Genomic DNA, 26,414 nt, shown 5'->3' on the forward strand with positions numbered 1-26,414 from the left:
CTTACAATCGCCCGATGGCTTTCGTTCACCTCCGCTCCCACACCGAGTTCTCCGTCGTCGACGGCACCCTGCGCATCGACGACGCCGCCGCGGCGGCCGCCAAGGACGGCCAGGTCGCGCTGGGCCTGACCGACCTCGCCAACATGTTCGGCGGGGTGAAGTTCTACAACGCCTGCCGCAAGAAGGGCGTGAAGCCGATCCTGGGCGTGGAGGCCTGGCTGGAGCCCGAAGCGGTGGACCGCCCGCCGTCGCGCGTGCTGCTGCTGGTGCAGGACATCCAGGGTTACCTGAACCTGAGCGAGCTGCTGTCGCGCGCCTGGATCCAGAACGTGCAGCGCAACCAGGCGCTGCTGAAGCTGGAGTGGATGCAGGAGCTCAACGCCGGCTTGATCTGCCTGGGCGGCATGCAGTTCGGCCCGGTCGGCCAGGCGCTGATCGCCGGCGACGAGGCGCGCGCCTTGGATGTGGCGCAGCGGCTCGCCGCGATCTATCCGAGCCGCTTCTACATCGAGCTCCAACGCGCCGGCCTGCCGGGGCAGGAAGCGCTGCTGCGCCAGCTGGTGCCGCTGGCCGCGAAGGCGGGTCTGCCGGTGGTGGCGACGCACCCGATCCAGTTCCTGGAGGAAGACGACTTCGAGGCCCACGAGGCGCGCGTGTGCGTGGCCGACGGCGAGACGCTGGCCAATCCGAAGCGGGTCAAGCGTTTCCTGCCCAGCCAGCATTTCAAGAGCCAGGCCGAGATGGAGGCGCTGTTCGCCGACATCCCCAGCGCGATCGCCAACACGGTGGAGATCGCGAAGCGCTGCAGCCTGACGCTGGTGCTGGGCAAGCCGCAGCTGCCGAACTTCCCGACGCCGATCCAGGCCGACGGCACGCCGATGCCGATGGAGCAGTACTTCCGCATGCTCTCGCACGAGGGCCTGGAGGACCGGCTGCAGCTGCTGTACCCCGATCCCGCCAAGCGCGAGGCGGTGCGCCAGCGCTACGTGGACCGGCTGGAGTTCGAGCTCGAGACCATCATCAAGATGGGCTTCCCCGGCTACTTCCTCATCGTGGGTGACTTCATCCGCTGGGCGAAGAACAACGGCTGCCCGGTGGGCCCGGGCCGGGGCTCGGGCGCGGGCTCGCTGGTCGCCTACGTGCTGCTGATCACCGACCTGGACCCGCTGCAGTACAACCTGCTGTTCGAGCGCTTCCTGAACCCGGAACGGGTCTCGATGCCCGACTTCGACATCGACTTCTGCCAGGGCAACCGCGACCGCGTCATCGAGTACGTCAAGGACAAGTACGGCCGACCGGCGGTGAGCCAGATCGCGACCTTCGGCACGATGGCCGCCAAGGGCGCGCTGCGCGACATCGGGCGCGTGCTGGGCATGGGCTTCGGGCACGTGGACTCGATCGCCAAGCTGGTGCCCGCGCCTCCCGGCAAGACGGTGACGCTGGCCAAGCTGCCGCCGGGCTTCGACCCGGACAAGGCCAAGATGGTCTACGCGCGTCACGAGTCGCCCGAGATCGAGGAACGCGAGGCGCAGGACGAGGAAGTCGCCGGCCTGCTGGAGATGGCGGCGCGCGTGGAGGGCACGGTCCGTTCGATCGGCATGCACGCCGGCGGCGTGCTGATCGCGCCAGGCAAGATCACCGACTTCTGCCCGCAGTACCAGCAGCCGGGCTCGACCTCGGCGGTGAGCCAGTACGACAAGGACGACGTCGAGGCCATCGGCCTGGTCAAGTTCGACTTCCTGGGCCTGGCGACGCTGACCATCCTGGAGCTGGCCAAGGACTTCATCGTCGGCCGGTATCCGGAGCAGAAGGACTTCGCCTTCGAGACCATCCCGCTGGACGACAAGCGGACCTACAAGCTGTTCTCCGACGGCCTGACGGAGTCGGTGTTCCAGTTCGAATCGAGCGGCATGCAGCGCATGCTGAAGGACGCCAAGCCGTCCCGCCTGGAAGACCTGATCGCGCTGAACGCGCTGTACCGGCCGGGCCCGATGGACCTGATCCCGAGCTTCGTCGCGCGCAAGCACGGCAAGGAGGTCGTCGAGTACCCGCATCCGCTGGTGGAGCCGGTGCTGTCCGAGACCTACGGGATCATGGTCTACCAGGAGCAGGTGATGCAGACCGCCCAGGTGCTGGGCGGCTACTCGCTCGGCGGCGCGGACATGCTGCGCCGCGCGATGGGCAAGAAGAAGGCCGAAGAGATGGCCATGCACCGCGACCTGTTCCGCAAGGGCGCGGCCGAGAAGGGCATCGATCAGAACAAGGCCGACGAGGTCTTCGACCTGATGGAGAAGTTCGCGGGCTACGGCTTCAACAAGTCGCATGCGGCCGCGTACTCGCTGCTGGCGTATCACACCGGCTGGCTGAAGGTACATTTCACGGCGGAGTTCTTCGCCGCGAACATGACCATCGAATCGGACGACACCGACAAGCTCAAGGTGTTGATGAACGACGCCAAGCTGTTCGGCATCGAGTTCGAGGCGCCCAACATCAACCTGGGTGTCGGCCGTTTCGAGCCGATGGCCGCGGACGAGGGCACGTCGAAGTCGGTGGCCAAGGAGGGCAAGGCCGGCACCACGCCGCGCTCGCGCAAGATCAACTACAGCCTGGGCGCGATCAAGGGCACGGGCGCGGGCGCGATCGAGGCGATTGTGCGCGCGCGCACCGAGGGCGGGCCGTTCACGAGCTTCTTCGATTTCTGCGCGCGCGTCGACCGCAAGGCGGTCAACAAGCGCGTCGTGGAAGCGCTGATCAAGGCCGGTGCGTTCGACGCGCTGCATGCGAGCCGTGCGCGGCTGCTGGCCAGCGTCGCGCTGGGCTACACCTACGCGGACAACCTGGCGCAGAACGTCAACCAGGGCGGCCTGTTCGACTTCGACGGCGGGCACGGCTCGTCGACGGCGGAGCCGGACTTCGTCGAGGTGCCGGACTGGGGCATCAAGGAGCGGCTGAGCCTGGAGAAGACGGCGATCGGCTTCTACCTGTCGGGCCATCTGTTCGACCAGGCGGAGACGGAGCTGCGCCGGATGGTCAAGCGCCGGATCGTGGACCTGCAGGACAGCCGCGAGCCGACGACGGTGGCCGGCATCGTGTCGGACATGCGCGTGATCAACGGCTCGCGCGGCCGGGTGGCGATCTTCAAGATCGACGACAAGACCCATGCGATCGAGGCGGTGGCCAACGAGGAGATGCTCAACGCCAACAAGGAGCTGCTGGCGGAGGACGAGCTGGTCATCGCGGTGGGCAAGGTGCAGAACGACCGCTTCTCGGGCGGACTGCGGATGAACGTGCAGCAGGTGTTCAGCCTGGCGGCGGCGCGGGCGCGCTTCGGGCGCTACCTGCGCACGGCGCCCAACCTGCCGGCGTCGGCGGTGCTGGAGCTGGTCAAGAGCTGGCCGGCCAAGCGTGTGGAGACGGAGCAGGGCGTGCTCAGCCAAGGGCTGGAGCTGCGCATCCCGATCAAGCGCAACGGCGCGATCGCGGAACTGGGCCTGGGCGGCGCGGGCAAGTTCTGGCCCAGCGACGAGGCGCTGGAGCAGCTCAAGCCGGCGGAGATCGTGTACGACTCCGGCGGTTGACGCGTTGCCGGCAAACGCCACCATCCCCCATTTGACGGGTGCTCGGGGGACACCACATCGGGGGTGTCAGGCGTAAGCTGGCTCCATGCAGGATGCCAAGCCCCGGACCGGCCTGATCCTTACCGGAGGAGGCGCACGCGCGGCCTACCAGGTCGGCGTGCTGGCCGCCATCGCCCAGCTGCGCCGCGACGCCTGCACCACCGGCGACAACCCCTTCCAGGTCATTTCCGGCACCTCCGCCGGTGCCATCAACGCCGCCACGCTCGCCTGCCAGGCCGACGACTTCTGCTCCGCCGTCGACGGCCTGATGTACATCTGGCAGAACATCCACGTCAACCAGGTCTACGCCGCCGACTCCTTCGGCGTCATCCGCTCCGGCGCGAAGTGGCTCAGCATGCTGTCGCTCGGCTGGGCGCTGAACCGCTGGCGCCGCACCCGCCCGCGCAGCCTGCTCAACAACACCCCGCTGCGCGGCCTGCTGAGCCAGTGGATCGACTTCGACCGCCTCGACGAGATGCTCGCCAAGGGCTACATCGACGCGCTCGCGGTGACCGGCTCCAGCTACACCTCGGGCCACCACGTCACCTTCTATCAGACCCATCAGCAGCGCGATCCCTGGGTGCGCACGCAGCGCATCGCCACGCGCATCCCGAAGCTCTCGATCGAGCATCTCGTCGCCTCGTCGGCGATCCCGTTCATCTTCCCGGCCGAGCCGCTGGAGCTCGGCGGTCAGGTCGAGTGGTTCGGTGATGGGTCGATGCGCCAGACCGCGCCGATCTCGCCGGCGGTGCACCTCGGCGCGGAGAAGGTGCTCGTCATCGGTGCGGGCCGCATGCACGAGGCCGGCGGGGAGGGGCAGCACGGGCCGGCGCCGACCGGTCATCCCAGCCTCGCGCAGATCGCCGGGCACGCGCTGTCCAACATCTTCCTGGACGCGCTGGCCGTCGACATCGAGCGCCTCAAGCGCATCAACAGCACGCTGGCGCTGTTGCCGGAGGAGGCGCTGCGCAACACGCCGCTCAAGCCGATCGAGGCGCTGGTGATCGCGCCGAGCCGGCCGCTCGACAGCCTCGCCGCCGAGCACCAGGGGGCGCTGCCGCCGCCGATCCGCGCGCTGCTGCGCAGCGTCGGCGTGTCGGGCGAGGGCGCGACCGCCAGCGGGTCCGCGCTCGTCAGCTACCTGCTGTTCGAGCCCGAATACACCAACGAGCTGATCACGCTGGGCATGTCGGACACGCTCGCCCGCCGCGTCGAGATCCAGAAGTTCTTCGACTGGCCGGCGCAGGCGCCGCAGGTCGATCCCGCCGCGATGCGCAAGCGCGCCGGCGGCTTCGCGCTGCAGGTGCCGCCGAATCCCCCGGGGCCGCCGCGGTTGGTGGCGTAAGCGGCCTTCAGCGCGCGTCGGCGCCTCTCCCGGACTTCATGGCGGAACACTGGGTCCAGCCATAGGCCAGCGCCGTTGGCATCGGGTCTGGAATCTCAAGCGTGAACGGACCTCCCAGCGTCACGCCCTGATTGCCGAGGATCTGCTGCCGATAGACCACGTTCATCGTCGCGCGCGCGGGGAAGCGGCACGTCCATGTCCTGCTCGTTGCCGGACCGATGGTGGGCGGGAGTAGCTTCTTCTCGATCTCGATCAGCAGCAACTCTCCAGGCGCCAGCGCCGTGTCGCCGGCGAGCTGGACCGGCCAGCTTGAGTCTGGCGACGTCGGATCGCCCGGCCAGGACGGATTCAGTCGAACATCGCTGATGACCACCGGTGTGTGATCGCGATTCAGGATGCCGAGCACCAGGCGCTGATAGGACGTCGATGCATCGTTCGGTTGTGCACCGGGGAGTTGCTCCTCGTCGATGGTCGCGTACCACCTGGCGCTCAGGCGCGGCATCGGCGCGCACGCGACCAGATCGAGGCAGAGGGCGAGCATGATCGCGAGGCGTCGAGGCCCGCAGTGTCCGGCCCTCACCGCGCGTTCCCTTCGCCGCTGCGCACGCCGCCGCGGGACGTCTGCCTGAGCGTCTGGTTGACGCGCGCGACCTGTCCGTTGGCCCCGTCGAGCGCCGCCGCCGTGTCGGCAGCCTTCTGTGCGGCCGTGGATGAATGACTTGCGGACGTGGCAGCCGATTCCGCCGCCGAGGCCGCCCTCTCCGCCGTCAGTTTGCTGTCCGCGATCGCCTGGGTCAGATGACCGAGCTGCGGGCCTTCGAGCTTCACCGTCACCGTGCCGTCCTTCGTCTTGAGCAGGACCACCCCTTGAAGCACCTCCGACGCCGCCCGGGCCGCGCCGGATGCCTCGGAGGCCGCTGTCCCCACCTGGAGCGAGAAGTTTCCCGCCGAGGTGGAGGCATTGCGGATCTGGTTCACGAATTCGGCCAGCGCGACGTTGGCCTGATCGACCTGCGCCGGCGGATCGCCTGCGCCGGTCGGACTCACCGGCGGCGGTGTTCCGGCGCCCGTCGTCGGCGGAGCCGGCGGTCCGATCGAGCTGACGCCCGTTACGGTGACCACGCTCACCAACGTCCCGGCTGCCAGGATCTGCGCGTTGTCGTTCAGCCCGCCGATGAACTTGCTCAAGGCCGAGGCCCGCTCCGCATCGGACTGGCCGCCTTCGGCTGCGGGGTCCTGCGGCGCTGGGGGGTCACCGCGATCGATCCGACCGCCGCTGCGAGGCCGTTGAAACCGAGCGGGCCGCGTGGCGGAGGCCCGTTGTCCGGCGCCTGTGGTCCCTGCTTCGGCCCATACGCCGCCAGCACCGTGTGCAGCCCCAGCATGCGATAGCTCTCGAACTGGGACTCGTCGAAGAACTGATCCGACGTCGGCTGCTGAGGGAACCGGTTGGTGCCGCGTCGGCTTTCTTCGGCATAGCGCCGGACATCCAGTGGCAGCCACGGTCCCAACGGATCGTCGTGCACCAACGCGGGCTTGATCAGCAGCAGGGTGCCGTCCTTGGCGTTCGGGTCCGCGTGGGTGTACAGGATTCGAGCGCGGGCTACGGCGGCACCTGAACGCTTGCGTTCAAGAGGTCCCGGCATGTTCGTCGTGAACTCGATGCCGATCCCCATGTCGACACGGATGCGGCGCACCGTGGAAAGCAGGTCATCGTATTGATAGTCGGGATCCGCGCCGGCGTCGACGACGACGATGTGCCGCACCCGACGTCTCACCATTTCGTAGAGCCCCGTGTTGTCGAAGTGTCCGCCGTCCGACAGGTTGACGAACGCGGTGTCGGAGGAGGTGCTGCCCATGGCCTCGCCGACCAGCGTCTTCAATCCGAGGCCTGGCTCCGCACGCTCCTGGGGCCAGCCCGAGGACTTCGCGCGCGTCGGATTGGGCGACCACAGGCCCAGGCGCACGTTGAACAGCGTCATCACCAGCGCCAGCGGGATGGAGCTGTGATAGCCCATGTTGGGGGACGCCGCCGCGCCCGAGACGGTCATGGCGCAGCCGAGGCTGATGCCGTCGATGTGCTCGGTCCTCAGATACGTTTTGGAAGAGATGTAGCCCGTGGTCCTGCTGCCGGAGAACAGTGGCGAGATGGTGAAGGGTGCCGCCTTGCGGTCCTGCCACTCCAGGCGGCTGCCCGAAGCCTTCACGAGATTCAGGGCCACGTTGACGATGTGCATGAGGCGGGGCCGCGTGTCCTCGGCGGCGCCGGTTTCAGGCCAAGTCTCGTGGATCGGCAGATTGTCCTGGGGATCGAATCCGGTGAACCAGTGCGGGCGGCGATCCTCGTCACGTCGACTCGCCGCCAGGTAGGCCCGGACAAGCCGGTTACCGTACAGGCTGTGGAGCGAGAAGGCATTCACGCCGATGCGCCACGAAGTCACCAGCGCCAGGCCGGCGGCGACGAGTATCGCCAGGCACAAGGGCCCCGGATTGTCCAGTTCCAGCAGCGAGGCCACGTAGTAGTGGGCGGCCCGGTCCGTCCACGCGACGCAGGGCTTGTCGTCATGGCCGCACTCAAGCGGACGGCAGGTCGTGCCCAGCGTGAATCGCGTCTCCGGATCCTGGGCCTTCAAGCCCTTGCAGATCATGCGCGCGAAGGCCGGCGCGTTCAGATCGACGTCGATGCGCGATTCCTGCGCTTTCAGGTAGGGCTCATGCAGACGCATCATCGCGGTGACCGAGTAGGACAGGCCGGCCAGGAGTAGGACGATGAACGCGATCGACAGCAAGTCGGCCATCCGCATGCCGGTCTTGCCCGCGAAGGTCTCGGCCTTCTGGCGCCAGGCAGGGCCCTGCTTGCTGATGAAACCGATCGCCGCCAGCAGGAGGCCGAGGAAACCGGTGCCGGCGCCGAACGCGGCCGCCTGTTCGCCCGATTGGAGCTTCGCCATCGACAGCATCTGGCCCGGCAGATAGAACACCAGCCCGACGCCCAGGATCCAGACGGCGGATGGCAGCATCCAACGCGCGGCGGCCCGCGCCCACCATTCCCGCTCGTCTTCCAGTCCCGCGGGGCGACGCCAGCCGGCGTAGACGGTCACGCCCAGCCAGAACAGCGTCATCAGCAGGGGCACGGACCACAGCGCGAGCAGACGGAGATCCTGCGGCGGCGTGCCGAGTTCCGCCGGCAGCCACGGATGAATGCCCGGACGCGGCGAAAACGTCAGCAGCCAGCGGATCAGCCAGTACAAGCCCGCGCCGGTGGCGCCGCCGGCGACCGTCACGGCAATGAACGCCCAGATGTCCGCCGGCCGCTTGCCGGCTTCCCGCGCGCGTAGCTTCCGGAGTCCGAGTCCGCCCAGGAATGATGCGGCACCCTGGGTGAGGGCGCCCAGCAGGAAGCCGAGCAGCGTGACCTGCCATTCCGGAGAGATCGCGCTGCTGCTCAGCCATTCTTGAGCCGACGCTGGCAGCCACAGGAACCAGACGGATCGCATCGTCGGCGCTCGCGCTTCCCATCCGATGAGGCAGGTCAGCAGCAGCGCGGCGACGAATAAGGGCGCCACCATCTGCCACATGTCGTCCGGCTGATTTGGAGGCGGGCCCTCGATCCGCCCGGCCGGCGACGATCCGACGGCATGCGGGGTTCCGGACGCCGGATTGCTTCGGCCGCCGTCGCGCCGTCGTTTCTCCGGCGGTGCGGGGAGGTCGGAAGCCATGTACGCGATCGTCCACACGATCAGCAGCCAGGCCACGGCCGCCATCAACTTTCGCCAATCGTCCGGCGGCGGGGTCACCCGCAGGGCGGCGAGATAGACCCGCGGAAGGACGAGCACGACCAGCAGCGCGGGAATCCAGACCATCCAGTTGAGCGTGAGGTTGCGCGCGTAGATCGCCAGCAGGGTCAGGAAGTCGGCGGAGACCCCGCGCATCGGGCTGAGGTAGCTGCTGAACGCGCGCAGACGACGTACCGGACGCGGTTCTTCGACCTGGGCGTTGCCTACCTTGCCGAGCGAGGCCAGCACGTCGGCCCGCGCGTCGCGGTGGGCTGCGCCCTGCATCCGGATCGGTTCGCGGGTGCCACGTCCGGCGCTCAGGTAGTCGGCCAAGCTGACGCCAGCGGCACCGGCCTGCTGCAACAGGGCCTCGTTGCGGATCCACGCCGAGAGCAGACTCGCGAGATAACCGCCGCCGGAGACGGAAGAGAGGTAGTGGAAGTCCCCCATCACCTCCTTGGCGGACAGGCCCTGGACCACGCCGAGGCTGAACGTCGCACTGCGGATGCCGCCGCCCGACAGGCAGAGCGCCGCCGGCGCATCCTCGTCCTCCAGCCGATGGATCCAGGCGCGAAGCCATTTCAGGCGGGCGGCGATCAGCCGCTTGCGGAGATCCTCGTAGGCGGCCCAATCCTGTGGTCCGGCGAGGCGCGGATGCCGCCGGATCCAATCGTCGCGCAGCGCCTCGTGCTCCCAGGGCGGGGGGACCACGATCCGACGTGTCAGCGCGAGCAGCCTGTGCCGCAAGCCTGGCAGCAAGGCCATCGCTTCGGCGATCAGGACTTCGTCGTCCCGGGTCGGCAGTGACCTGGACCGAGTCGGCGTCGCGGTGTCATCGGCCCGGACCTGCCCGGATGCGCGAGGGTCGTGTCCTGTGTTCATGCGGCCTCCCATTGGCTTGCTGCCAATGTCCCGCGCCGCGACTATCGCGCCATCCGTAATCACGCCAGTCCATCCGCAGGCTTGAGGATGGATGAGGGGCGACGGCTGTCCCCTCAACGCGTTTTACGGGCCCGGGGTCACCCGGTCAGTCGCACCTCGGCCATCAGGCCGCCTTCGGGCCGGTTGCTCAGGACGAGCGATCCGCGCTGCCTCAGCGTCAGCTCCCGCGCGATGTAGAGCCCCAGGCCCGCGCCGCCCGTGTGCCGGTTGCGCGAGTCCTCCAGGCGGTAGAAGGGCTCGAAGACGGCCTCCAGCTTGTCGGCCGGAATGCCGGGGCCGGGATCGGTCACGCGCAGCCAGACGCCGTCTGAGTCGCGTCCGACGCGGACCTCGGCGCTGCCGCCGTAGCGGATCGCATTGCCGATCAGGTTGCCCAGCACGCGACGCAGCGCCATCGGCTGGCCCTTGGCGAGCACCGGCTCGCCATCCTCCACGTAGCCCACCGGCATCGACTGCTCGATCAGGTCATCCGTCAATGCCTGCGCCAAGGCACCGAGATCGACGTCGACCAGCGGCTCGGCCGCGCCGGGGCCGTCACCCCGGAACAGCTCCATCACCGCGTCCACCAGCGCATTCATCTCGCGGATGTCCTCGACGGAGCGCTGACGCTGGATCTCTTCGATGTCCAGCGTCTCCAGCCGCATGCGCAGGCGTGTCAGCGGCGTGCGCAGGTCGTGCGAGATCGCCGCCACCATCAGCCCACGTTCGTTGAACTGCCGTCGCAGTTGACGCGCCATGGCGTTGAAGACCTGCGCGCTCTCGCGGACCTCCAGCGTGCCGCGCTTCTCGTCGAGCAGCGGCAGCCGGTCCTGCTGGTTCAGCGACTGGCCGAGCGCCTGCGACGCGCGCACCAGGTCGCGCATCGGACGCGACAGCCAGCGCGAGGCGATCCAGGCCGCCAGGCCGGTGACGAGCAGGCGGATGCCGTAGTCGAGCGTGAGCTCCCACGCCGTCAGCGCGCGGAACGGTCCACGCCATTGAGGCTGAGGTCCTTGCGTCTGCATCCCCTGCGTCTGCATCCCCTGCGTCTGCGGCGGCGGAGGAAAACCGCGGAAGCCTTCGCGCGGTGGCATCGGGACGTCGCCCGGGAGGGGCGGCTCATCGCGCAGTTCAGGGTCGGCGCCCATGCCTGGCTGTCCCGGACCGGGGCCCTGCGGCTGGGGACCGCGCATGAGCCCCGGCATCGGCGGCAGCGAGGGTGCGCCGTGCATCCGCATGGCATAGAGATCCCCCCGCGTCCACGTCACGACGCCGATCGCCAGGGCCTGTGCGACCACCAGCGTGACCCAGAGCAGAAGAAAGATGCGCCGCGCGAGCGTGTCGCCGAAGGCGCGCTCGAACCCGCCGCGGATCGCGGCGCCCAGGCGCCTCACGCGATGCGAGCTGCCATCCCCCTTGCGGTCAGTGGCGCTCAAGCCTGCACCTGGGCGTCGAAGAGATAGCCTTCGCCGCGCATCGTGCGGATCAGCCGCGGCTCCTTGGGCGAGTCGCCGAGCTTCTGCCGCAGCCGCGAGATCGTCAGGTCCACGCTGCGATCGTTGACCTCGACGCCGGGCGCGCGCGTCAGCTCGATCAGCTGCTCGCGGCTCAGCACGCGTCCCGGACGCTCGACCAGCGCGCTCAGCATGCGGAACTCGGCGCTCGACAAGGGCACCACGACCTGCTGGGGCGACATCAGCTGGCGCAGCAGCCGGTCGAAGGTCCAGCCCTCGAAACGGAACTCGCGGCGCGTCTGCGTCTCCTGCTCGCCGCGGCGCGCGCGACGCCGGATCGCATGGATGCGGGCCACCAGCTCGCGGGGCTCGAAGGGCTTGGACAGGTAGTCGTCGGCGCCCATCTCGAGCCCGAGCACGCGGCTGATCGGGTCGCCATGCGCCGTCAGTATGATCACCGGCACCGACGGGTGATGCTGCTGGATCCACTGGCACAGCGCCAGCCCGTTCTCGTCGGGCAGCATCAGGTCCAGGACGACGACATCGAACACCTGCGTCGCCATCATCCGGCGCATCTCGCGACCGTCGCCGGCGGTGCTCACCGCCACGCTGAACTTCTGCAGATACTCGTCGAGCGAGCGGCGGATCTCCGCATCGTCGTCGACCACCAGACACCGCGTCATGCAACTCTCCACCGGCGGGCTCGGCGGCATGCCCAACCCCGTCACGGACGATACACCGGGGTCGGAACCGGAGGAGGGGTTGGCGCCGATCGCGCCGAAGGAGCCGTGAGCGCCGGGAGCGCCGTGAGTGCCGTAGGCGCCTTGGGCCCCGTCCTTGCGCGGGGAAGGGATGTAGCGGGGCATGGGATCCGCTTCAAGCGGCGATGCCCACCGTCAGCGTCGCGGCATAGCCGTTCGCGACGTCGCCGGTGAGCGTGGCCAGCTGCGTCGTGTAGCCGTCGCTGAAGACGTTGTCGGAGGCGAAGCTGATGCGATTGAAGTTCGTCAGGCTGCTGCTGTAGCCCGACGCGGTGCTGTAGACCGTCGTGCAGGCCGCCGTCGGGAAGGCGATCTGCGAGGTCTTGATCTTGTTCGCGTACGAGGTCGCAGCCCCGGCGTTGCGATAGACCTCGAAGTGCATGTGCGGCATGCGGCCGTCGTAGCAGCCGGGGAAGATCGTCGTGAAGGTGACCGTGCCGTCGCTGCCGGTGCTCTGCACGCCGCGCAGGTAGTTCTCGTTGACGACGCTGGCGCTGTAGAGCGAGTAGCGCCCCTCGCGGTCGCAGTGCCACAGGTAGATCGCGTAGCCGGACAGGTCGGCGCAGCTGCTGCTCGCGTTCACGAGCTTCAGCGTGAGGGTCAGCGGCACGCCGCCCGCGGCGCCGCTCGCGGTACCGATGCTGGCGCGGATGTCGCTGCGCACGATGCCGCTCAGCGCGAGCACGTTGGCGATGCCGCTGCCGTTGCCGTTGGAGCCGTCGCCGGGGTAGGGGCCGGCGGTCTCTTCCGGAATCACCGAGCAACTGCCGGCGGTGCCCGTGGAACTCGTCGATCCGGTCGATCCGGTCGATCCCGTGCCGGTCCCGGTCCCTGTTCCCGTCCCCGTCCCCGTGGTGCTCGTGCCGGCGTCGGCCCCGCCACCGCCGCAGCCCAGCAGCGTCAGGCCGCCCAGTCCGGCGATGCCGGCCAGCAGGCCCAGCGCACGGCGGCGCCGCTGCAGCACGGCAAGGTCGTGTGCGAGACCTTGATCGTGGTCATGGCCGGATTCTTCTGCGGCATCGTGGCGGTGTGGCTGCATGGCGGAACTCCTGAAAGGGATGCTCCGCATTGGATAGCGCCGCCTTGTCGGCGGCTTATCGTCTTTGTGTCAGCGCTGACAAGCAGCCCGCTCGCCATCGGAAGGCGGCCCGGGGTCCGCTCCCACGCTGGCGGGGCTTCACCGCAGGTCGCATCCCCCGGGCCGGCTTCCGATGGCTCGGACCGAGCTGGGTGACGGGGGGTGAGGGGGCTCAGTGCTGCACCTTCACCATGCTGGCGTAGACGCCGTCCTTGGCCACGAGTTCATCGTGGTTGCCGGATTCGACGACCCGGCCGTCGGCCATCACCTGGATGCAGTCGGCACGACGGATGGTCGACAGGCGGTGCGCGATCACGATCAGCGTCTTGCGGCCCTGCCATTGCTCCAGCGCCTGCTGCACGGCGCGCTCGCTCTCGGTGTCCAGCGCCGAGGTCGCCTCGTCGAAGATCCACACCGGCGCGTCCTTGTACAGCGCGCGTGCGATCGCCAGCCGCTGGCGCTGGCCGCCGGACAGCTTGCTGCCGTTGGCGCCCACCGTCGTGTCCAGGCCTTCGGGCAGCGATTGCGCGAAGTCCCAGAGCGCCGCGGCACGCAGCGACTGCTCCAGCTTCACCTCGTCGCGTTCCTGGCCGTAGGCGATGTTGTCCGCCACGGAGGCGTCGAACAGCACGATGTCCTGCGACACGACCGCGAACTGGCGCCGCAGGTTGGCCTTGGTCAACTCGTCGATGGCAACGCCGTCGAGCAGGATGCGGCCGCTGTCCGGACGTTCGAAGCCCAGCAGCAGGTTGACCACCGAGCTCTTGCCCGCACCCGAGCTGCCCACCAGCGCGGTCGTCCTGCCCGCCGGGATCTGCAGGTCCAGCGCGGCGAGCGCGTCGCGGTTCGCGCCCGGATAACGCAGCGTGACCTGCTGCAGGGCGATGTCGCCGCGCACGTCGGTGAGCTCGCGCGTGCCGGTGTCGGGCTCGGCCGGCGTGTCCAGCAGTCCGATGCAGCCGCGCGCGACGACCAGCGCATTCGTGATGGGTTGCATCACGTCGCTCAGGTGCCGCAGCCGCGAACTCATGAACAGCAGCGCCGCGACGAACGAGGCGAACTCGCCCACGCCGGTGCCGTTCACCCGCGACTGGTACAGCGCCAGGCTGACGATGATCGAGATGCCGACGCTGGCCATCAGCTGCGACAGCGGTTGCGCCATCGCGTTGGAGGCCGCCGTCTTGAGCATGCTGCGCTGCACCTCGCGGGCGCGCTCGGCGAAGCGGCGCGTCTCGTAGCCGGCCGCGTCGAAGCTGCGCACGACGCGCCAGGCGCGGGTGACGTCCTCGACGACCGACACCAGGCGCAGCTGCGCGTCGTAGGCCCAGGTGCCCATGCGCCGGACCCGCTTGTTGACCTTGCGCACGACGAAGGCCAGGCCGGGCACCGTGATCAGCGACAGCAGCGTCAGCTTCCAGTTCAGCGCGAACAGGTAGCCCATCAGCGCCAGCGCCGGCAGGCCGTCGCGCAGGATCGTCACCAGGGAGCCGGCGATCAGCGTCACGACATGCTGCGGATCGTTGACGACCTTGGTCACCGCCGTCGCCGGCTGCAGGCTGGTGTAGACCCGCGCGTCGGCGCGCAGCAGGACCTGCAGCAGCGCGGTGCGGATGTCCATCACCGTCCGCGAGATCGTCCAGTTCAGCATGTACTGGCCGCAGAAGGTGAACAGGCCGCGGATGGCGAACAGCCCGATCAGCACGATCGGCACCATCCAGATCGGGAAGCTGTAATCCAGGTTGATCGAAGCCATCGAGGGCGCGGCGGAGGAAGCGGCCGGCGCGACGGTCGCGGCCGAGGCCGGTGCTGTCGCGGCCGCAGCCGGGACGGCCGACGCCGCCGGCGCGGTACCGGGCAGTCCGATCACCGATGTCGTGGCCGGCTTGGCGTTGAAGCCCTCGCCGAGCGCGTAGCCCAGCAGTTTCGGGATCAGCGGCTCGGTCGTCGCGACCAGCACGAAGGCCAGCACCGACAGCAGCAGCCCCCAGCGGTGCGGCTTCATGAACCGCCACAGGCGGCTGGCGGTCTCTCGCAGGGGGGTGTCGTCCGAGGGCGTCGAAGGGGTCGTCATTGATCGGGATCAGGTCGGGGCGATGGGCTGCGTCACGCGACCCTTGCGGAGCGCCCGCTTGTAGCGATGCGCCGCCTTCAGGCGGTTGATCGCCATGCGCCAGCGGTCGCCCAGCGACGGCGGCTGGCGGGCGATCACACTGTACACGCGGAACTTGCCCGACCAGCGGTGCTTGACCAGGTCGAACTCGGCCAGCAGGCGCGCCTCGTCCTGACGCGGATCGAGCTCGGGATGATTGCGGTACAGGTCGCCGCCCAGCGGTCGCGTGTGACGCACCGGGGTGGCGTCGATGATCGCGATCGAATCCGTGCGCCCCTTGCCGGCCATGGTCGGCCAGATCCAGTCCAGTCCCCAGCCGCTGCGGCTCATCGAGAAGGTCTTGAGGCAGGCCCGCAGCGTGGCGCGATCGAACAGCGGGGCCATCACCTCGACGAAGTCGACGTGGCGCATCACGCACTCCGGATGCTCCAGCACGATCGGCCACGAGTGGTACGAGTCCCGCGTCAGCGCCGGCTGGGCCAGCGACAGGCTGAAGCCGCGGAACAGCGCGAACATCCGGTTCACCGTGTCGGTCGTCGCGGCCAGGTCATCGTCCGGGAACCAGAAGGCGTCGTAGCGGTCGATCAGCGACGGATGTTCGGCCAGCAGTTCCGCGATGCAGGACCATTTCGGTCCCGGCCGGTGCTCGTAGTAGTCAGCGTCGGCCTGGTGCATGCCCGGCTGCTTGCCGAAGTAGCTGACGAACAGGTCGAAGTCGCGATCGCGCTGCGCGATCCAGCCCGCGTGCAGCGACGCGTCCCCCGCGCGCAGGATGACGAGGTTGCGGGTGCCCCGTCGTGCACCCGTCGTGTCCGGGACCACGCCGCTCATGCCACCGCGCTCCCGTCCAGCAGGTCCTGCGCGGTCTTCAGCGCGGCGGCCACGATCTGGTCCATGTTGTAGTAGCGGTACTGGGCCAGGCGGCCGACGAAGGTCACGCCCTCGGCCTGCTCGCCCATCTCGGCGTACTTCTTGAAGAGCGCCTCGTTCTCGGGCCGCGGCACCGGGTAGTAGGGATCGCCTTCGGCCTGCGGGTACTCGCGCACGATGGACGTGCCCGCATGCGTCTCGCCGGTCAGGTGCTTGAACTCGGTGATGCGGGTGTACGCGTGGTCGTTCGGGTAGTTGACCGTGCCGACCGTCTGGATCTGCGCCGTGGTCGGCAGGTGCTCGTGGTCGAAGCGCAGGCTGCGGTAGGGCAGGGCGCCGTGCACGTGGTCGAAGTAGGCGTCGATCGGACCGGTGTAGATGATGTGCGCGCCGGGGAAGTCGCCGCGCACGTCCTGGAAGTCCACGCCGGTGCGGACCGTGATGCCGGGATGGTCGAGCAGGCGCTGGAACATCGCCGTGTAGCCGTCCGCCGGCATGAACTGGAAGGTGTCGCCGAAGTAGCGGTCGTCGTCGTTGCTGCGCGTGGGGATGCGCGCGGCCACGCCGGCCGACAGCTGCGACAGGTCGAGTCCCCACTGCTTCAGGGTGTAGCCGCGGAAGAACTTGTCGCACAGGTCGCGGCCGACGCTGTTCAGCACCACGTCCTCGCTGGTCTGGATCGGATCGCGGGGCTCGCGCACCGTCTCGAGGTAGCCCTGCACCTCGTCCTCGGTCAGCGACAGGCCGTAGAGCGTGTTGATCGTCGTGCGGTTGATGGGGATGGGCACCAGCTGCTCGCCGACCTGGGCCAGCACGCGATGCTCGTAGAAGCGCCAGGTGGTGAAGCGCGACAGGAACTCGAAGACCTTCTTCGCGTTCGTGTGGAAGATGTGCGGCCCGTACGGATGGATCAGCACGCCGTGGGCGTCGCGTTCGTCGTAGGCATTGCCGCCGATGTGGGGGCGTTTGTCGATCAGGTGCACCGTCTTGCCGGCGTCCGCCAGCACGCGTGCGCAGACGGAGCCGGCGAAGCCGGCGCCGACGATCAGGTAGTCAGTCTTCATGGTGGGAAGCCCTCCGGGGCCTTCTCCTGTTCAGGGTTCGCGGTTGCTCGCGATTGTGATCGCGGACGCCTGCCCGATCCCCCGGATCAACCCAAATTTACCGTGGCTTCTCGACCGGGCGGGCAGGTCCCCCCGCTGCGGACCTCGCCCGGCCGTACCGCGCCGGTAACCGGACGTGCCCCGCATACACTGCCGCGATGTCTGAGATTCTCCCGAGCATTCCGCCGGCGCCCGGGCGCCGGCGCGTGCTGCATTTCGTCACCGGCGGCTTCTCCGGCGCCACCCAGGTGGCGGTCGATCTGTGCCTGGCGCAGTTGAAGAGCGAGCGCATCGAACCGGTCCTCGTCCTGCGCCGCAAGATGCGCACCGAGAACCCCACCAAGCTGGCCCGCATCCAGGCGCTGCGCGAGCAGGGCCTGCCGGTCCATGTCGTGCCCGGCTGGGCGCATCTGGCGACGATCTGGGCGCTGCGCCGCCTGTGCGAGCAGGTGCGCCCCGACGTGGTGATGGCGCACGGGTTCCCCGAACACCTGCTGGGCCGTCGCGCCGGACGCCTGGCCGGCGTGCCGGTGCTGGTGCAGGTGGAGCACAACTCGCGCGAGCGGTACACGCGCTGCAAGCGCGCGCAGGCGCGTCGGTTGAGCGCGGTCAGCGCGCGGCTGGTCGGCGTGTCGGAGGGCGTGCGCAGGCGCCTGGTCGACCTGGGCATGCCCGAGGAGAAGACGACGGCGATCCCGAACGGGATCCGGCTGGATCGCTTCTCCGCCGCCGACGAGCATCCGGCCGCGGGGCGGGAGCCGGGCATCGTGATGTCGGCGCGCTTCGCGCGGCAGAAGGATCCCCAGACCTTGATCCGTGCGCTGGCGCTGCTGCGCGAGCGCGGGCTGCGGCCGGTGCTGCACCTGGCCGGCGGCGGCAAGGAGGCCTACCGGCGCGCCACCGAGCGGCTGACCCGCCAGCTGAGCCTGGACGGGCAGGTGCGTTTCCTCGGCCATCACGGCGACATCCCGGGCCTGCTGATGAGTCAGCAGATCTTCGTGCTGTCCACGCATTGGGAAGGGATGCCCCTGGCGCTGCTGGAGGCGATGGCGGCCGGTTGCGCCTGCGTGGCGTCGCTGGTGCCCGGCGTCGAGGGCGTGATCGAGGACGGCCGCACAGGCCTGATGGTGCCGGAGGCCGACCCGGCGGCGCTGGCGCAGGCCCTGGAACGGCTGCTGCGCGACCCGGCGCTGGTGGGGCGGCTGGGCGCCGCGGCGCGCGCCCGCGCGATCGAGGAGCACGGCGTCGACCTCATGATGCGGCGCTACGAAGACATGCTGATGGCGCTGTGACGCCCCGGGCGGCGCGGCCGCCGATCGCTGCCGATCGCTGACAACCGAGGGCGGATGCCCACGGACCTGCCGGTCCGTCGACGCTCAGGCCGCGGCGGCGCGGTGCTGGTCCTCGGCGCGGCGCAGCCAGTAGCGCAGGCGCATCGCGCGGACGTACCAGCCCCGGCGCTTGTAGGCGCGATCGAGCTCGCGCAGCGGGATCGGCGACGCTTCCTCGAAGGCCTGCCTGAACATCGCCACCATGCCGGCGCAGCCGTCGGGCAGCGCCTTGTCGACCATGCGCGAGGCGCCGATGAAGTTGCGCGCCGCGAAGTGGGCCCAGGCGAAACGCGCGGCGTCGTCCAGCGGCGCGCCCGCGGCCGCGTCGCGCAGGTTCGCGAGCGCATGGGCCAGGTGTTCCGCCTTGGTCGTGTTGGGCGTGCTCAGGATCGAACCGGCCCGTTGGCGATAGGCCACCCAGACTTCCGGCTCGTACCACGCGCTCTCGGCGAGCAGCGCCAGCAGGGGCGTGGTCGCCATGTCCTCGAAATACCGGCCGACGGGGAAGCGCACCTGCTCGCCCCAGACGCTGCGTCGCGCGATCTTGGACCAGCTGTGCATCTGGCCCGCCTCGAACAGCCCTTGCATCAGCCGCGACGGATCGCGCATCAGCTGGCGTTCCGGACCCGCGAAGGTGCGCCGGTGCAGTTCGCCGCGCAGCCGGTGCTTGAGCTTCATGCGCTCGCGCAGCATGAAGAAATCGCACAGCACCAGCGCCGGGGCATGGTCCTGGACCACCTGGCGCAATCTCGGGATCGCGCCCGGCATCAGGTAGTCGTCGGAATCCAGGAACCAGACGTACTCGCCACGCGCGGCCTGCAGCATCGTGTTGCGCGCGCCGGAGAGTCCCTGGTTCTGCGCGTGGAACAAGCCTTGCACCGTCACCGGACCGTCGGCCTGCGCGGCGACCAGCGTGCGCACGAGCTCGCCGGATCCGTCGGTGGAGCAGTCGTCCACCATCAGCACTTCGACGCCGGCATCGGCCTGCGCGAGGACCGAGTCCAGGCATTCGCGCAGGTAGTCCTTGACGTTGTGCACGGGGATGAGCACGGACAGCCAGGGCGTCGTCGCGAGCGGGGACGCCGACGCGACCTGGGTGGACCCGCCGGGCCGGGTCGGGGAGGCAACCGTGGAGGAAGCCGGGGACGACAGGGGGCCGCTCATGGCGCGGGACTCCTCACTCGTGCCAGTGATCGGCGATCCACGGTGCCGGCTTCGGACGGCGCCAGTTGCCGTTGCTGCGGCCGGCCAGCGCGTCGGGCGGATTCATGACGCCGTGGAAGATCAGGATACGCGCGCCGTCGGGGATGAAGGGCGCCTGGAAATAGTTCATCGGCCAGCGCGGGATGCTGTGGTACTTGAAGCTCGCGCACCAGCGGTCGTCCCAGTACTTCAGCAGACCCTTGCGCTGCATCTCGTCGGAGAGGTAGGCCTGCTCGTTGCGGAACTGCTGACGGATCGCGTCGAACTCGCGCCTGAACTTGACCAGCACCTCGGGGTGGGTGCCCAGCGTGAACCGGTAGACCGAGGAGTTGCCCGTGATGCGCCAGGGCCGCTTCCAGTCGTGGATGATGAGGAATTCGCCGGGCTCTTCGAAGAAGGGCGTGATGTCGTCGACGATCACGACGTCGAGGTCGAGGAACAGGGCCGTGCCGCGCAGGCCGTACTTCTGCACCAGGTCGTCGCTGAAGGTGGTCAGCTTGGTCCAGCCGCGCTCCGGGCTGCCGGGCGGCAGGTCCAGCGGCGGGATCGGGAGGCATTCGACCTCGGCCCGCACGCCCTCGCCGCGATCGGTCAGGCAGACGAAGCGGAAGTCGCCGCGCAGGTGCCGGCGCACCATCGCGTAGAGGCGGTTGACGTACTCGGGGCCGTACTTCGTGCCCCACTTCATGCAGAGGATGACGCGGTCGCCGGACGTCGGCGCGGGCGTCGGCGCGGTGCTGGACGCCGGGGCCGGAGCGGAGCTCATCGGGGTGTTCATCGGTCAGAGCTCTTCGACGTGGCGGGGAGGGTAGCTGTCCCAGCTGAGGCAGCCCGGGCATTGCCAGAAATAGTGTTGCGACTCGAAGCCGCAGGCGGCGCAGCGGTAGCGCTGCAGCGGCCGCACGGCGCGTTGCAGCGCGGTGCCGACCAGTTGGGCCTCGTCCTCGTTGAGCGGCTGCTGACGCGCCTGGCTCTGCTGCAGCAGCTGTGTGGCGGCCGACAGGGCCGGCTCGACGCGCAGGTGGTCGGTCAGGCGGCGGCGCTGGGCGTCGGGCGCGGGCTCCAGCAGCGCGATGGCCTGCAGCAGCGCCATGCTCGGATGCCGGCGGTATTGGGCCTCGATCAGCGCCAGCGCCTGCGCCGCCGTGCCGGTGGCCTGCGCGGCCTGCGCGTAGTCGCGCGCGACGAGGTTGAAGGCGTCGGGATTGGCCCTCAGCAATTCGCCGTAAAGGCCCATCGCGCCGGACTGGTCGCCCTGGCGCGCCAGCATCTGGCCGAGCAGCACATAGGCCCGCGCCGACTGCGGCGCGCGCTCGCGGGCCTGGTCCAGCCAGCGACGCGCCTGCGTTTCATCCTGGCGGGCCTGGGCTTCGAGCGCCAGCTCGCACCAGTAGTTCGCGATGCGGCTCGCGAAGCTGCCGGTGCCGGTCGCCTCGAGCTGCTCGGAGACCTCGGCCGCCTTCGCCCATTCGCGCGAGCGCTCGTACAGCGACAGCAGCGCCAGCGCGGCGTCGTGGTCGAAGGCCGTGCCCTTGAGCGCCTCGTAGGCGGACTCGGCGCGGTCGAACAGGCCGGCCTTGAAGAAGTCCTGCGCCAGCGCGTACTGCGCGCGGTCGCGCTCGGACTTCGGCAGGTCGCCGCGCGACAGCAGGTGCTGATGCACGCGCACGGCGCGTTCGTACTCGCCGCGGCGGCGGAACAGGTTGCCCAGCGCGAAGTGCAGCTCGGAGGTGTCGGGATCGGCCTGCACCGCCTCGATGAAAGCGTCGATCGCCTTGTCCTGCTGCTCGTTGAGCAGCAGGTTCAAGCCCTTGAAGTAGGCGCGCGGCGCGTCGCGCTGTTCGCGCTTCCATTGGCGCGCGTCCAGCTTGGAGGCCAGCCAGCCCAGTCCGAAGACCAGGGGCACGCCGATCAGCAGCCAGCTGAGATCAAATTCCATCGGGGATCTTGGGGTCGTTGGCGGTCGCGGTCGCCGAGGGGGCGGCAGGTCGTCCGCCGGAGGGAGCGATCGCGCGGCGGCGCGCTTGTGGCGCCACCAGGCCGGGACCATCGCCAGCACGCCGAAGGCGCAGCCCACCCCGAAGGTCAGCAGCACCACGATCACCAGCGGAGAGCGCCACGACTGGCCGAAGAACCAGTGCACGACGACCTCCTGGCTGTTGTTCAGCGCGAAGGCGAAGAGACAGAAGAACAGGAATGCTCGGAAGAGCCAGACCAGGATTCGCATGGGGGGCGATTCTAGGCGCGTGCGGAGTACGCCATGACGGACGGCAGGGCGAGTTAACCCCTGAATACATTCGGCAACCGACGGACCCGATCCCTTGACGGCGCGAACTGAGCGGGCGAAAAAAAGCGCCGCGGATCGCGACGCCTTCAGTCTTGAGGTGCTGTGACCGGAGAGGTCGGGTTCAGGCGGCGGCCTGCTGGTCCTCGTCCGTGACGGGCAGCTGCGCGTCCACGGCTTCGCGCAGGGCCTTGCCCGGCTTGAAGTGGGGCACCAGCTTCTCGGGGATCAGCACCTGCTCGCCGCTGCGCGGATTGCGGCCCATGCGCGGGGGCGACGGTTGATCGAGAAGCTCCCGAAACCGCGGATCTCGATGCGGTGGCCGCGGGCCAGCGCGTCGGACATCGCGTCCAGGATGGTCTTGACCGCGAACTCGGTGTCTCGTTGCGTGAGCTGGCCGAAGCGCTCGGACAAGTGGGCCACCAGGTCGGATCGGGTCATGGTCGTCGGCATCTGAAGAAAAACAGGCTCGCTGCGGAGCGAGCCTGTCGAAGCGCTTGTGCGTCGAATTGGCGTCTGGGAAGGCAGGCTAACTCAGCCCGCCTCCCGCCAGAACAAGGGATTCTCTTGAGGCCGGGTGTGACGCTCACGCGCCACGCCCGGCGGTCAGGACAATCAGCCGTTGTTCTGGTTGTCCAGCTTGGCGCGCAGCAGGGCGCCCAGGCTGGTCGTGCCGGCGTTCTCACGCTCGTTCGACTGCGACAGACGCTGCATGGCTTGCTGTTCGTCGGCGTTGTCCTTGGCCTTGATCGACAGCTGGATGCTGCGCGACTTGCGGTCGACGTTGACGATCACGGCGGAGACTTCGTCGCCTTCCTTCAGCACGTTGCGGGCATCTTCCACGCGGTCGCGGCCGATTTCCGAAGCACGCAGGTAGCCGGTGACTTCCTCGCCCAGGTCGATCTCGGCGCCACGGGCGTCGACGGTCTTGACCTTGCCGGTCACGATCATGCCGCGGTCGTTGACCGAGACGAAGGTCGTGAACGGATCGCCGTCCAGCTGCTTGATGCCCAGCGAGATGCGCTCGCGCTCGACGTCCACGGCCAGCACGATGGCGTCGACTTCCTGGCCCTTCTTGTAGTTGCGGACGGCGGTTTCACCCGGCTCGTTCCACGACAGGTCGGACAGGTGCACCAGGCCGTCGATGCCCTGGGCCAGGCCCACGAACACGCCGAAATCGGTGATCGACTTGATCGGGCCCTTGACGCGGTCGCCGCGCTTGACGTTCTCGGCGAACTCTTCCCACGGGTTGGCGCGGCACTGCTTCATGCCCAGCGAGATGCGACGCTTGTCTTCGTCGATCTCCAGGACCATGACTTCCACTTCGTCGCCCAGCGAGACGACCTTGGAAGGCGCCACGTTCTTGTTGGTCCAGTCCATTTCGGAGACGTGCACCAGGCCTTCGATGCCGGGTTCGATCTCGACGAACGCGCCGTAGTCGGCGATGTTCGTGACCTTGCCGAACAGGCGGGTGTTGGCCGGGTAGCGGCGCGACACGCCGAACCACGGGTCGTCGCCCAGCTGCTTCAGACCCAGCGAGACGCGGTTCTTCTCGGCGTCGAACTTCAGGACCTTGGCGGTCAGTTCCTGACCGACCGTCACCACTTCGCTCGGGTGACGGACACGGCGCCAGGCCATGTCGGTGATGTGCAGCAGGCCGTCGATGCCGCCCAGGTCCACGAACGCACCGTATTCGGTGATGTTCTTGACCACGCCGTTGACGATGGCGCCTTCGGTCAGCGTTTCCAGCAGCTTGGCGCGCTCTTCGCCCATCGAAGCCTCGACCACCGCGCGACGCGACAGCACAACGTTGTTGCGCTTGCGGTCCAGCTTGATGACCTTGAACTCCATGGTCTTGCCCTCGAACGGGCTCATGTCCTTCACCGGGCGGGTGTCGAGCAGCGAACCGGGCAGGAAGGCGCGGATGCCGTTGACCAGGACGGTCAGGCCGCCCTTGACCTTGCCGGAGACGGTGCCGGTCACGAAATCGCCCGATTCCAGGGCGGTTTCCAGCGACAGCCACGAGGCCAGGCGCTTGGCCTTGTCGCGCGACAGGATGGTGTCGCCGTAGCCGTTTTCGATGGCGTCGATGGCCACCGAGATGAAATCGCCGACTTGGACTTCGACTTCGCCCTGGTCGTTCTTGAACTCGTCGACGGGCACGTAGGCTTCGGACTTCAGGCCGGCGTTGACGACCACGAAGTTGTGCTCGATGCGGACGACTTCAGCCGAGATGACCTCGCCGGCGCGCATGTTCGACTTCTGCAGCGATTCCTCGAACAGGGCGGCGAAAGATTCCATTTGGGACATGTGAGATTTCCTTGCCAGGCACAGAGCGTCCGGCGGCTTGAGCACTGGAGAGTGACTCAGGCAGCCTGATCCGAGAGGTGCGAGGGCATGTGTTGCAAGCGGACTTGCGGGTTAGGTTGTAGAACGCACCACCCCCAGTGGACTGACGTCCGGAGGGAGGGGTGATGCTCCTGTCTTGCGGTTGACCCGGGGATTGACCCGGACCCGTGAGGGTCAGACCTTGAACGGACGCCGTTCGCTCCACCAGCTCAGCACCAGATCACGGGATTCCCCGATGGTCTGCTGCGAGTTGTCCAGCTCGATCGCGTCCGCGGCGGCCTGAAGCGGCGACGCGCTGCGACCTTTGTCGCGAGCGTCCCGCGCTTCCAGATCAGCGCGCAAGCCCTCGATATTAGCCGGAATTCCCTTGGAAATCAATTGCTTGTGGCGCCGCTCCGCCCGTGTGGCGGCGCTGGCGGTGAGGAAGACCTTGAGCGGTGCGGCGGGGAAGATCGCGGTGCCCATGTCGCGCCCGTCGGCGACCAGGCCGGGCAGGCGGCGGAAGTCCAGCTGCAGCTGATGCAGCGCTCGGCGCACCGCGGGATGGGCGCCGACCTGCGAGGCCATGAGGCCGGTCGCCTCCTGGCGCAGGTCGCCGGAGACGTCCTCGTCGTCGAGCAGCACGCGGCCGGATTCGAACTTCAGGTCCAGCGTGGGCACCACGGCGGCGACGGCATCGCCGTCGTCCAGGGAGAGGCCCTTGCGCGAGGCGGCCAGTCCGGTCACCCGGTACAACGCGCCGGAGTCCAGCACGTCGTAGCCCAGCGCCTGGGCGACCTCGTCCGTCAGCGTGCCCTTGCCGGAGGCGGTGGGGCCGTCGATGGTGATGACGGGGATGTCGGCCACGTCCGCGCGGACGACGCCGAACAGCGTCTCGAAGTAGTCCGGGAAGGTCTTCGCGACGCATTGCGGATCGAGGATGCGCACCGGCACCGCCGGCCCCTGGCGATCGTCCTGCAGGCCGTTGAAGGCGGCCAGCGAGAAGCACATCGCCACGCGATGGTCGTCGTAGGTGTGGATGGCCGCCGGCTTCCAGGCCTTCAGCGGATGGACGCGCAGCCAGTCGGGGCCTTCCTCGACCTGCGCGCCGAGCTTGCCCAGTTCCGCGGCCATCGCGGCGATGCGGTCGGTCTCCTTGACACGCCACGAGGCGATGTTGCGCAGCGTCGTCGGGCCGTCGGCGTAGAGCGCCATCACGGCCAGCGTCATCGCGGCGTCGGGGATGTGGTTGCAGTCGAGGTCCAGCGCCTTCAACGGCCAGGCGCCGCGGCGGACCTCGAGCCAGTTCGGACCGATCTCGACGCGCGCGCCCATCGTCTGGGCCGCCTCGACGAAGCGGACGTCGCCCTGCACGGAGGTCGAGCCCACGCCTTCGATGCGCACCGGCGCCTCGGTGGCCGCGATCGCGCCCAGTGCGACGAAGTAGGACGCCGACGACGCGTCGCCCTCGACGTGCACCTCGCCCGGCGAGCGGTAGCGGCTGCCGGCGGGGATCACGAAGCGCTGCCAGTCGTCGTCGCGACGGACGTCCACGCCGAAGCGTGCCAGCAGTTCCAGCGTGATGTGGACATAGGGCTTGGAGATCAGCTCGCCGGCGACTTCGATGACGACGTCGTTCGCGCTCACCAGCGGCAGCGCCAGCAGCAGGGCGGTGAGGAACTGGCTGGACACGTCGCCGCGCACGCGCACCGGGGCGTCGAGGGTCAGCGAAGCCGGACCGTTCAACCGCAGCGGCGGATAACCTTCCTGGCCGAGGCAGTCGATCGGGCAGCCCAGCGCGCGCAGCGCGTCGACCAGGTCGCCGATCGGGCGCTCATGCATGCGGGGCACGCCGGAGAGTTCGAAGCTGCCGCCCTGCGTCGCGGCCAGCAGGGCGAGTGCGGCCGTCAGCGGTCGCATGGCCGTGCCGGCGTTGCCGAGGAAGAGCTTGGCCTCCTTCGTCCGGAGCGCGCCGCCGATGCCGGTCACCGACAGCACGCCGTCGGTGCCGGTCTCGAGCCGGCAGCCGAGCTCGCGCAACGCGGCGAGCATGACCTTGGTGTCGTCCGAATCCAGCAGGTCGTGCACGCGCGTGACGCCGTCGGACAGCCCGGCGAGCAGCAGCACGCGGTTGGAGATGCTCTTGGAGCCGGGCAGCGATACGGTGCCGGCGGCGCCGCGCAGCGGGGGCAGGTCCAGGAAGGGGATCTTGTACATGGCGCGCTCCGGGCAC

At 68.9% G+C, this 26,414-nt stretch carries 17 protein-coding genes and 1 pseudogene; 3 read left to right on the top strand and 15 right to left on the bottom strand.

The window, feature by feature from the left end; all coding sequences use genetic code 11:
* Positions 1-14: 14 nt before the first annotated feature.
* Together dnaE and ACQ86G_RS17100 are read left to right on the top strand one after the other, a co-directional pair.
* Positions 15-3,578 (top strand): DNA polymerase III subunit alpha, encoded by a 3,564-nt coding sequence (dnaE, locus tag ACQ86G_RS17095; RefSeq protein WP_431256453.1) that lies wholly within the window; start codon positions 15-17, stop codon positions 3,576-3,578.
* An 85-nt stretch (positions 3,579-3,663) separates the two neighbouring features.
* Positions 3,664-4,962: a patatin-like phospholipase family protein gene (locus ACQ86G_RS17100; RefSeq protein ID WP_431256454.1), complete on the top strand. Its 1,299-nt coding sequence runs from the start codon at positions 3,664-3,666 to the stop codon at positions 4,960-4,962.
* A gap of 7 nt (positions 4,963-4,969) precedes the next feature.
* On the opposite strand, the gene ACQ86G_RS17105 is transcribed toward ACQ86G_RS17100, so the two are convergent.
* The 9 genes from ACQ86G_RS17105 to glf form a co-directional block, all read right to left on the bottom strand.
* Positions 4,970-5,503 (bottom strand): hypothetical protein, encoded by a 534-nt coding sequence (locus ACQ86G_RS17105; RefSeq protein ID WP_431256455.1) that lies wholly within the window; start codon positions 5,501-5,503, stop codon positions 4,970-4,972.
* 35 nt (positions 5,504-5,538) lie between these two features.
* Complete coding sequence (locus tag ACQ86G_RS17110; RefSeq protein WP_431256456.1) at positions 5,539-6,150, bottom strand: hypothetical protein; 612 nt, start codon at positions 6,148-6,150, stop codon at positions 5,539-5,541.
* The gene (locus tag ACQ86G_RS17115; protein WP_431256457.1) at positions 6,147-9,737 is read right to left on the bottom strand and encodes a patatin-like phospholipase family protein; all 3,591 of its coding nucleotides are present in this window, start codon (positions 9,735-9,737) and stop codon (positions 6,147-6,149) included. The genes ACQ86G_RS17110 and ACQ86G_RS17115 overlap by 4 nt, the downstream gene beginning before the upstream one ends.
* A 20-nt stretch (positions 9,738-9,757) precedes the next feature.
* Positions 9,758-11,095 carry an ATP-binding protein gene (locus ACQ86G_RS17120; protein WP_431256458.1) on the bottom strand — a complete coding sequence of 446 codons (1,338 nt, stop codon included), beginning with the start codon at positions 11,093-11,095 and terminating at the stop codon, positions 9,758-9,760.
* A complete protein-coding gene (locus ACQ86G_RS17125; RefSeq protein WP_431256459.1) occupies positions 11,092-11,796 on the bottom strand; it encodes a response regulator in 705 nt (234 codons plus the stop codon). Before ACQ86G_RS17125 ends, ACQ86G_RS17120 begins: the two co-directional genes overlap by 4 nt.
* 193 nt (positions 11,797-11,989) lie before the next feature.
* Complete coding sequence (locus ACQ86G_RS17130; RefSeq protein ID WP_431256460.1) at positions 11,990-12,913, bottom strand: intradiol ring-cleavage dioxygenase; 924 nt, start codon at positions 12,911-12,913, stop codon at positions 11,990-11,992.
* A gap of 211 nt (positions 12,914-13,124) precedes the next feature.
* Positions 13,125-15,023: an ATP-binding cassette domain-containing protein gene (locus ACQ86G_RS17135; protein ID WP_431256461.1), complete on the bottom strand. Its 1,899-nt coding sequence runs from the start codon at positions 15,021-15,023 to the stop codon at positions 13,125-13,127.
* Between the two features lie 9 nt (positions 15,024-15,032).
* The gene (locus ACQ86G_RS17140) at positions 15,033-15,893 is read right to left on the bottom strand and encodes a DUF707 domain-containing protein (protein ID WP_431256462.1); all 861 of its coding nucleotides are present in this window, start codon (positions 15,891-15,893) and stop codon (positions 15,033-15,035) included.
* The gene (gene glf, locus ACQ86G_RS17145) at positions 15,890-16,996 is read right to left on the bottom strand and encodes a UDP-galactopyranose mutase (protein ID WP_431256463.1); all 1,107 of its coding nucleotides are present in this window, start codon (positions 16,994-16,996) and stop codon (positions 15,890-15,892) included. The genes ACQ86G_RS17140 and glf overlap by 4 nt, the downstream gene beginning before the upstream one ends.
* Before the next feature lie 197 nt (positions 16,997-17,193).
* On the opposite strand from glf, the gene ACQ86G_RS17150 reads away from it, so the two are divergent.
* Positions 17,194-18,327 carry a glycosyltransferase gene (locus ACQ86G_RS17150; protein ID WP_431256464.1) on the top strand — a complete coding sequence of 378 codons (1,134 nt, stop codon included), beginning with the start codon at positions 17,194-17,196 and terminating at the stop codon, positions 18,325-18,327.
* An 84-nt stretch (positions 18,328-18,411) separates the two neighbouring features.
* Here ACQ86G_RS17150 and ACQ86G_RS17155 read toward each other — a convergent pair whose 3' ends face one another.
* The 6 genes and pseudogenes from ACQ86G_RS17155 to ACQ86G_RS17180 all read right to left on the bottom strand — a co-directional run bounded on the left by ACQ86G_RS17155 (position 18,412) and on the right by ACQ86G_RS17180 (position 26,398).
* Complete coding sequence (locus ACQ86G_RS17155; RefSeq protein WP_431256465.1) at positions 18,412-19,530, bottom strand: glycosyltransferase family 2 protein; 1,119 nt, start codon at positions 19,528-19,530, stop codon at positions 18,412-18,414.
* Positions 19,531-19,543: 13 nt separating this feature from the next.
* Positions 19,544-20,257 (bottom strand): glycosyltransferase, encoded by a 714-nt coding sequence (locus ACQ86G_RS17160; RefSeq protein ID WP_431261430.1) that lies wholly within the window; start codon positions 20,255-20,257, stop codon positions 19,544-19,546.
* A 93-nt stretch (positions 20,258-20,350) separates the two neighbouring features.
* Complete coding sequence (lapB, locus tag ACQ86G_RS17165; RefSeq protein WP_431256466.1) at positions 20,351-21,796, bottom strand: lipopolysaccharide assembly protein LapB; 1,446 nt, start codon at positions 21,794-21,796, stop codon at positions 20,351-20,353.
* 181 nt (positions 21,797-21,977) lie between these two features.
* A pseudogene (locus ACQ86G_RS17170) lies at positions 21,978-22,294 on the bottom strand (integration host factor subunit beta).
* A 174-nt stretch (positions 22,295-22,468) separates the two neighbouring features.
* Complete coding sequence (rpsA, locus tag ACQ86G_RS17175; protein ID WP_431261431.1) at positions 22,469-24,154, bottom strand: 30S ribosomal protein S1; 1,686 nt, start codon at positions 24,152-24,154, stop codon at positions 22,469-22,471.
* 222 nt (positions 24,155-24,376) lie between these two features.
* A complete protein-coding gene (locus ACQ86G_RS17180) occupies positions 24,377-26,398 on the bottom strand; it encodes a bifunctional 3-phosphoshikimate 1-carboxyvinyltransferase/cytidylate kinase (RefSeq protein ID WP_431261432.1) in 2,022 nt (673 codons plus the stop codon).
* Positions 26,399-26,414: the final 16 nt, after the last annotated feature.

This window comes from Roseateles chitinivorans, assembly GCF_050632145.1.
Taxonomy (GTDB): Bacteria; Pseudomonadota; Gammaproteobacteria; order Burkholderiales; family Burkholderiaceae_C; genus Roseateles; species Roseateles chitinivorans_B.

Bases quoted from the DNA above. Each gene is read 5' to 3' on its own strand.
- ACQ86G_RS17125 (WP_431256459.1), bottom strand. From the start codon at position 11,796: ATGACGCGGTGTCTGGTGGTCGACGACGATGCGGAGATCCGCCGCTCG.
- ACQ86G_RS17130 (WP_431256460.1), bottom strand. From the start codon at position 12,913: ATGCAGCCACACCGCCACGATGCCGCAGAAGAATCCGGCCATGACCAC.
- ACQ86G_RS17105 (WP_431256455.1), bottom strand. From the start codon at position 5,503: ATGCTCGCCCTCTGCCTCGATCTGGTCGCGTGCGCGCCGATGCCGCGC.
- ACQ86G_RS17180 (WP_431261432.1), bottom strand. From the start codon at position 26,398: ATGTACAAGATCCCCTTCCTGGACCTGCCCCCGCTGCGCGGCGCCGCC.
- ACQ86G_RS17140 (WP_431256462.1), bottom strand. From the start codon at position 15,893: ATGAGCGGCGTGGTCCCGGACACGACGGGTGCACGACGGGGCACCCGC.
- ACQ86G_RS17150 (WP_431256464.1), top strand. From the start codon at position 17,194: ATGTCTGAGATTCTCCCGAGCATTCCGCCGGCGCCCGGGCGCCGGCGC.
- ACQ86G_RS17100 (WP_431256454.1), top strand. From the start codon at position 3,664: ATGCAGGATGCCAAGCCCCGGACCGGCCTGATCCTTACCGGAGGAGGC.
- glf (WP_431256463.1), bottom strand. From the start codon at position 16,996: ATGAAGACTGACTACCTGATCGTCGGCGCCGGCTTCGCCGGCTCCGTC.
- rpsA (WP_431261431.1), bottom strand. From the start codon at position 24,154: ATGGAATCTTTCGCCGCCCTGTTCGAGGAATCGCTGCAGAAGTCGAAC.
- ACQ86G_RS17155 (WP_431256465.1), bottom strand. From the start codon at position 19,530: ATGAGCGGCCCCCTGTCGTCCCCGGCTTCCTCCACGGTTGCCTCCCCG.
- ACQ86G_RS17135 (WP_431256461.1), bottom strand. From the start codon at position 15,023: ATGACGACCCCTTCGACGCCCTCGGACGACACCCCCCTGCGAGAGACC.
- lapB (WP_431256466.1), bottom strand. From the start codon at position 21,796: ATGCGAATCCTGGTCTGGCTCTTCCGAGCATTCCTGTTCTTCTGTCTC.
- dnaE (WP_431256453.1), top strand. From the start codon at position 15: ATGGCTTTCGTTCACCTCCGCTCCCACACCGAGTTCTCCGTCGTCGAC.
- ACQ86G_RS17160 (WP_431261430.1), bottom strand. From the start codon at position 20,257: ATGAAGTGGGGCACGAAGTACGGCCCCGAGTACGTCAACCGCCTCTAC.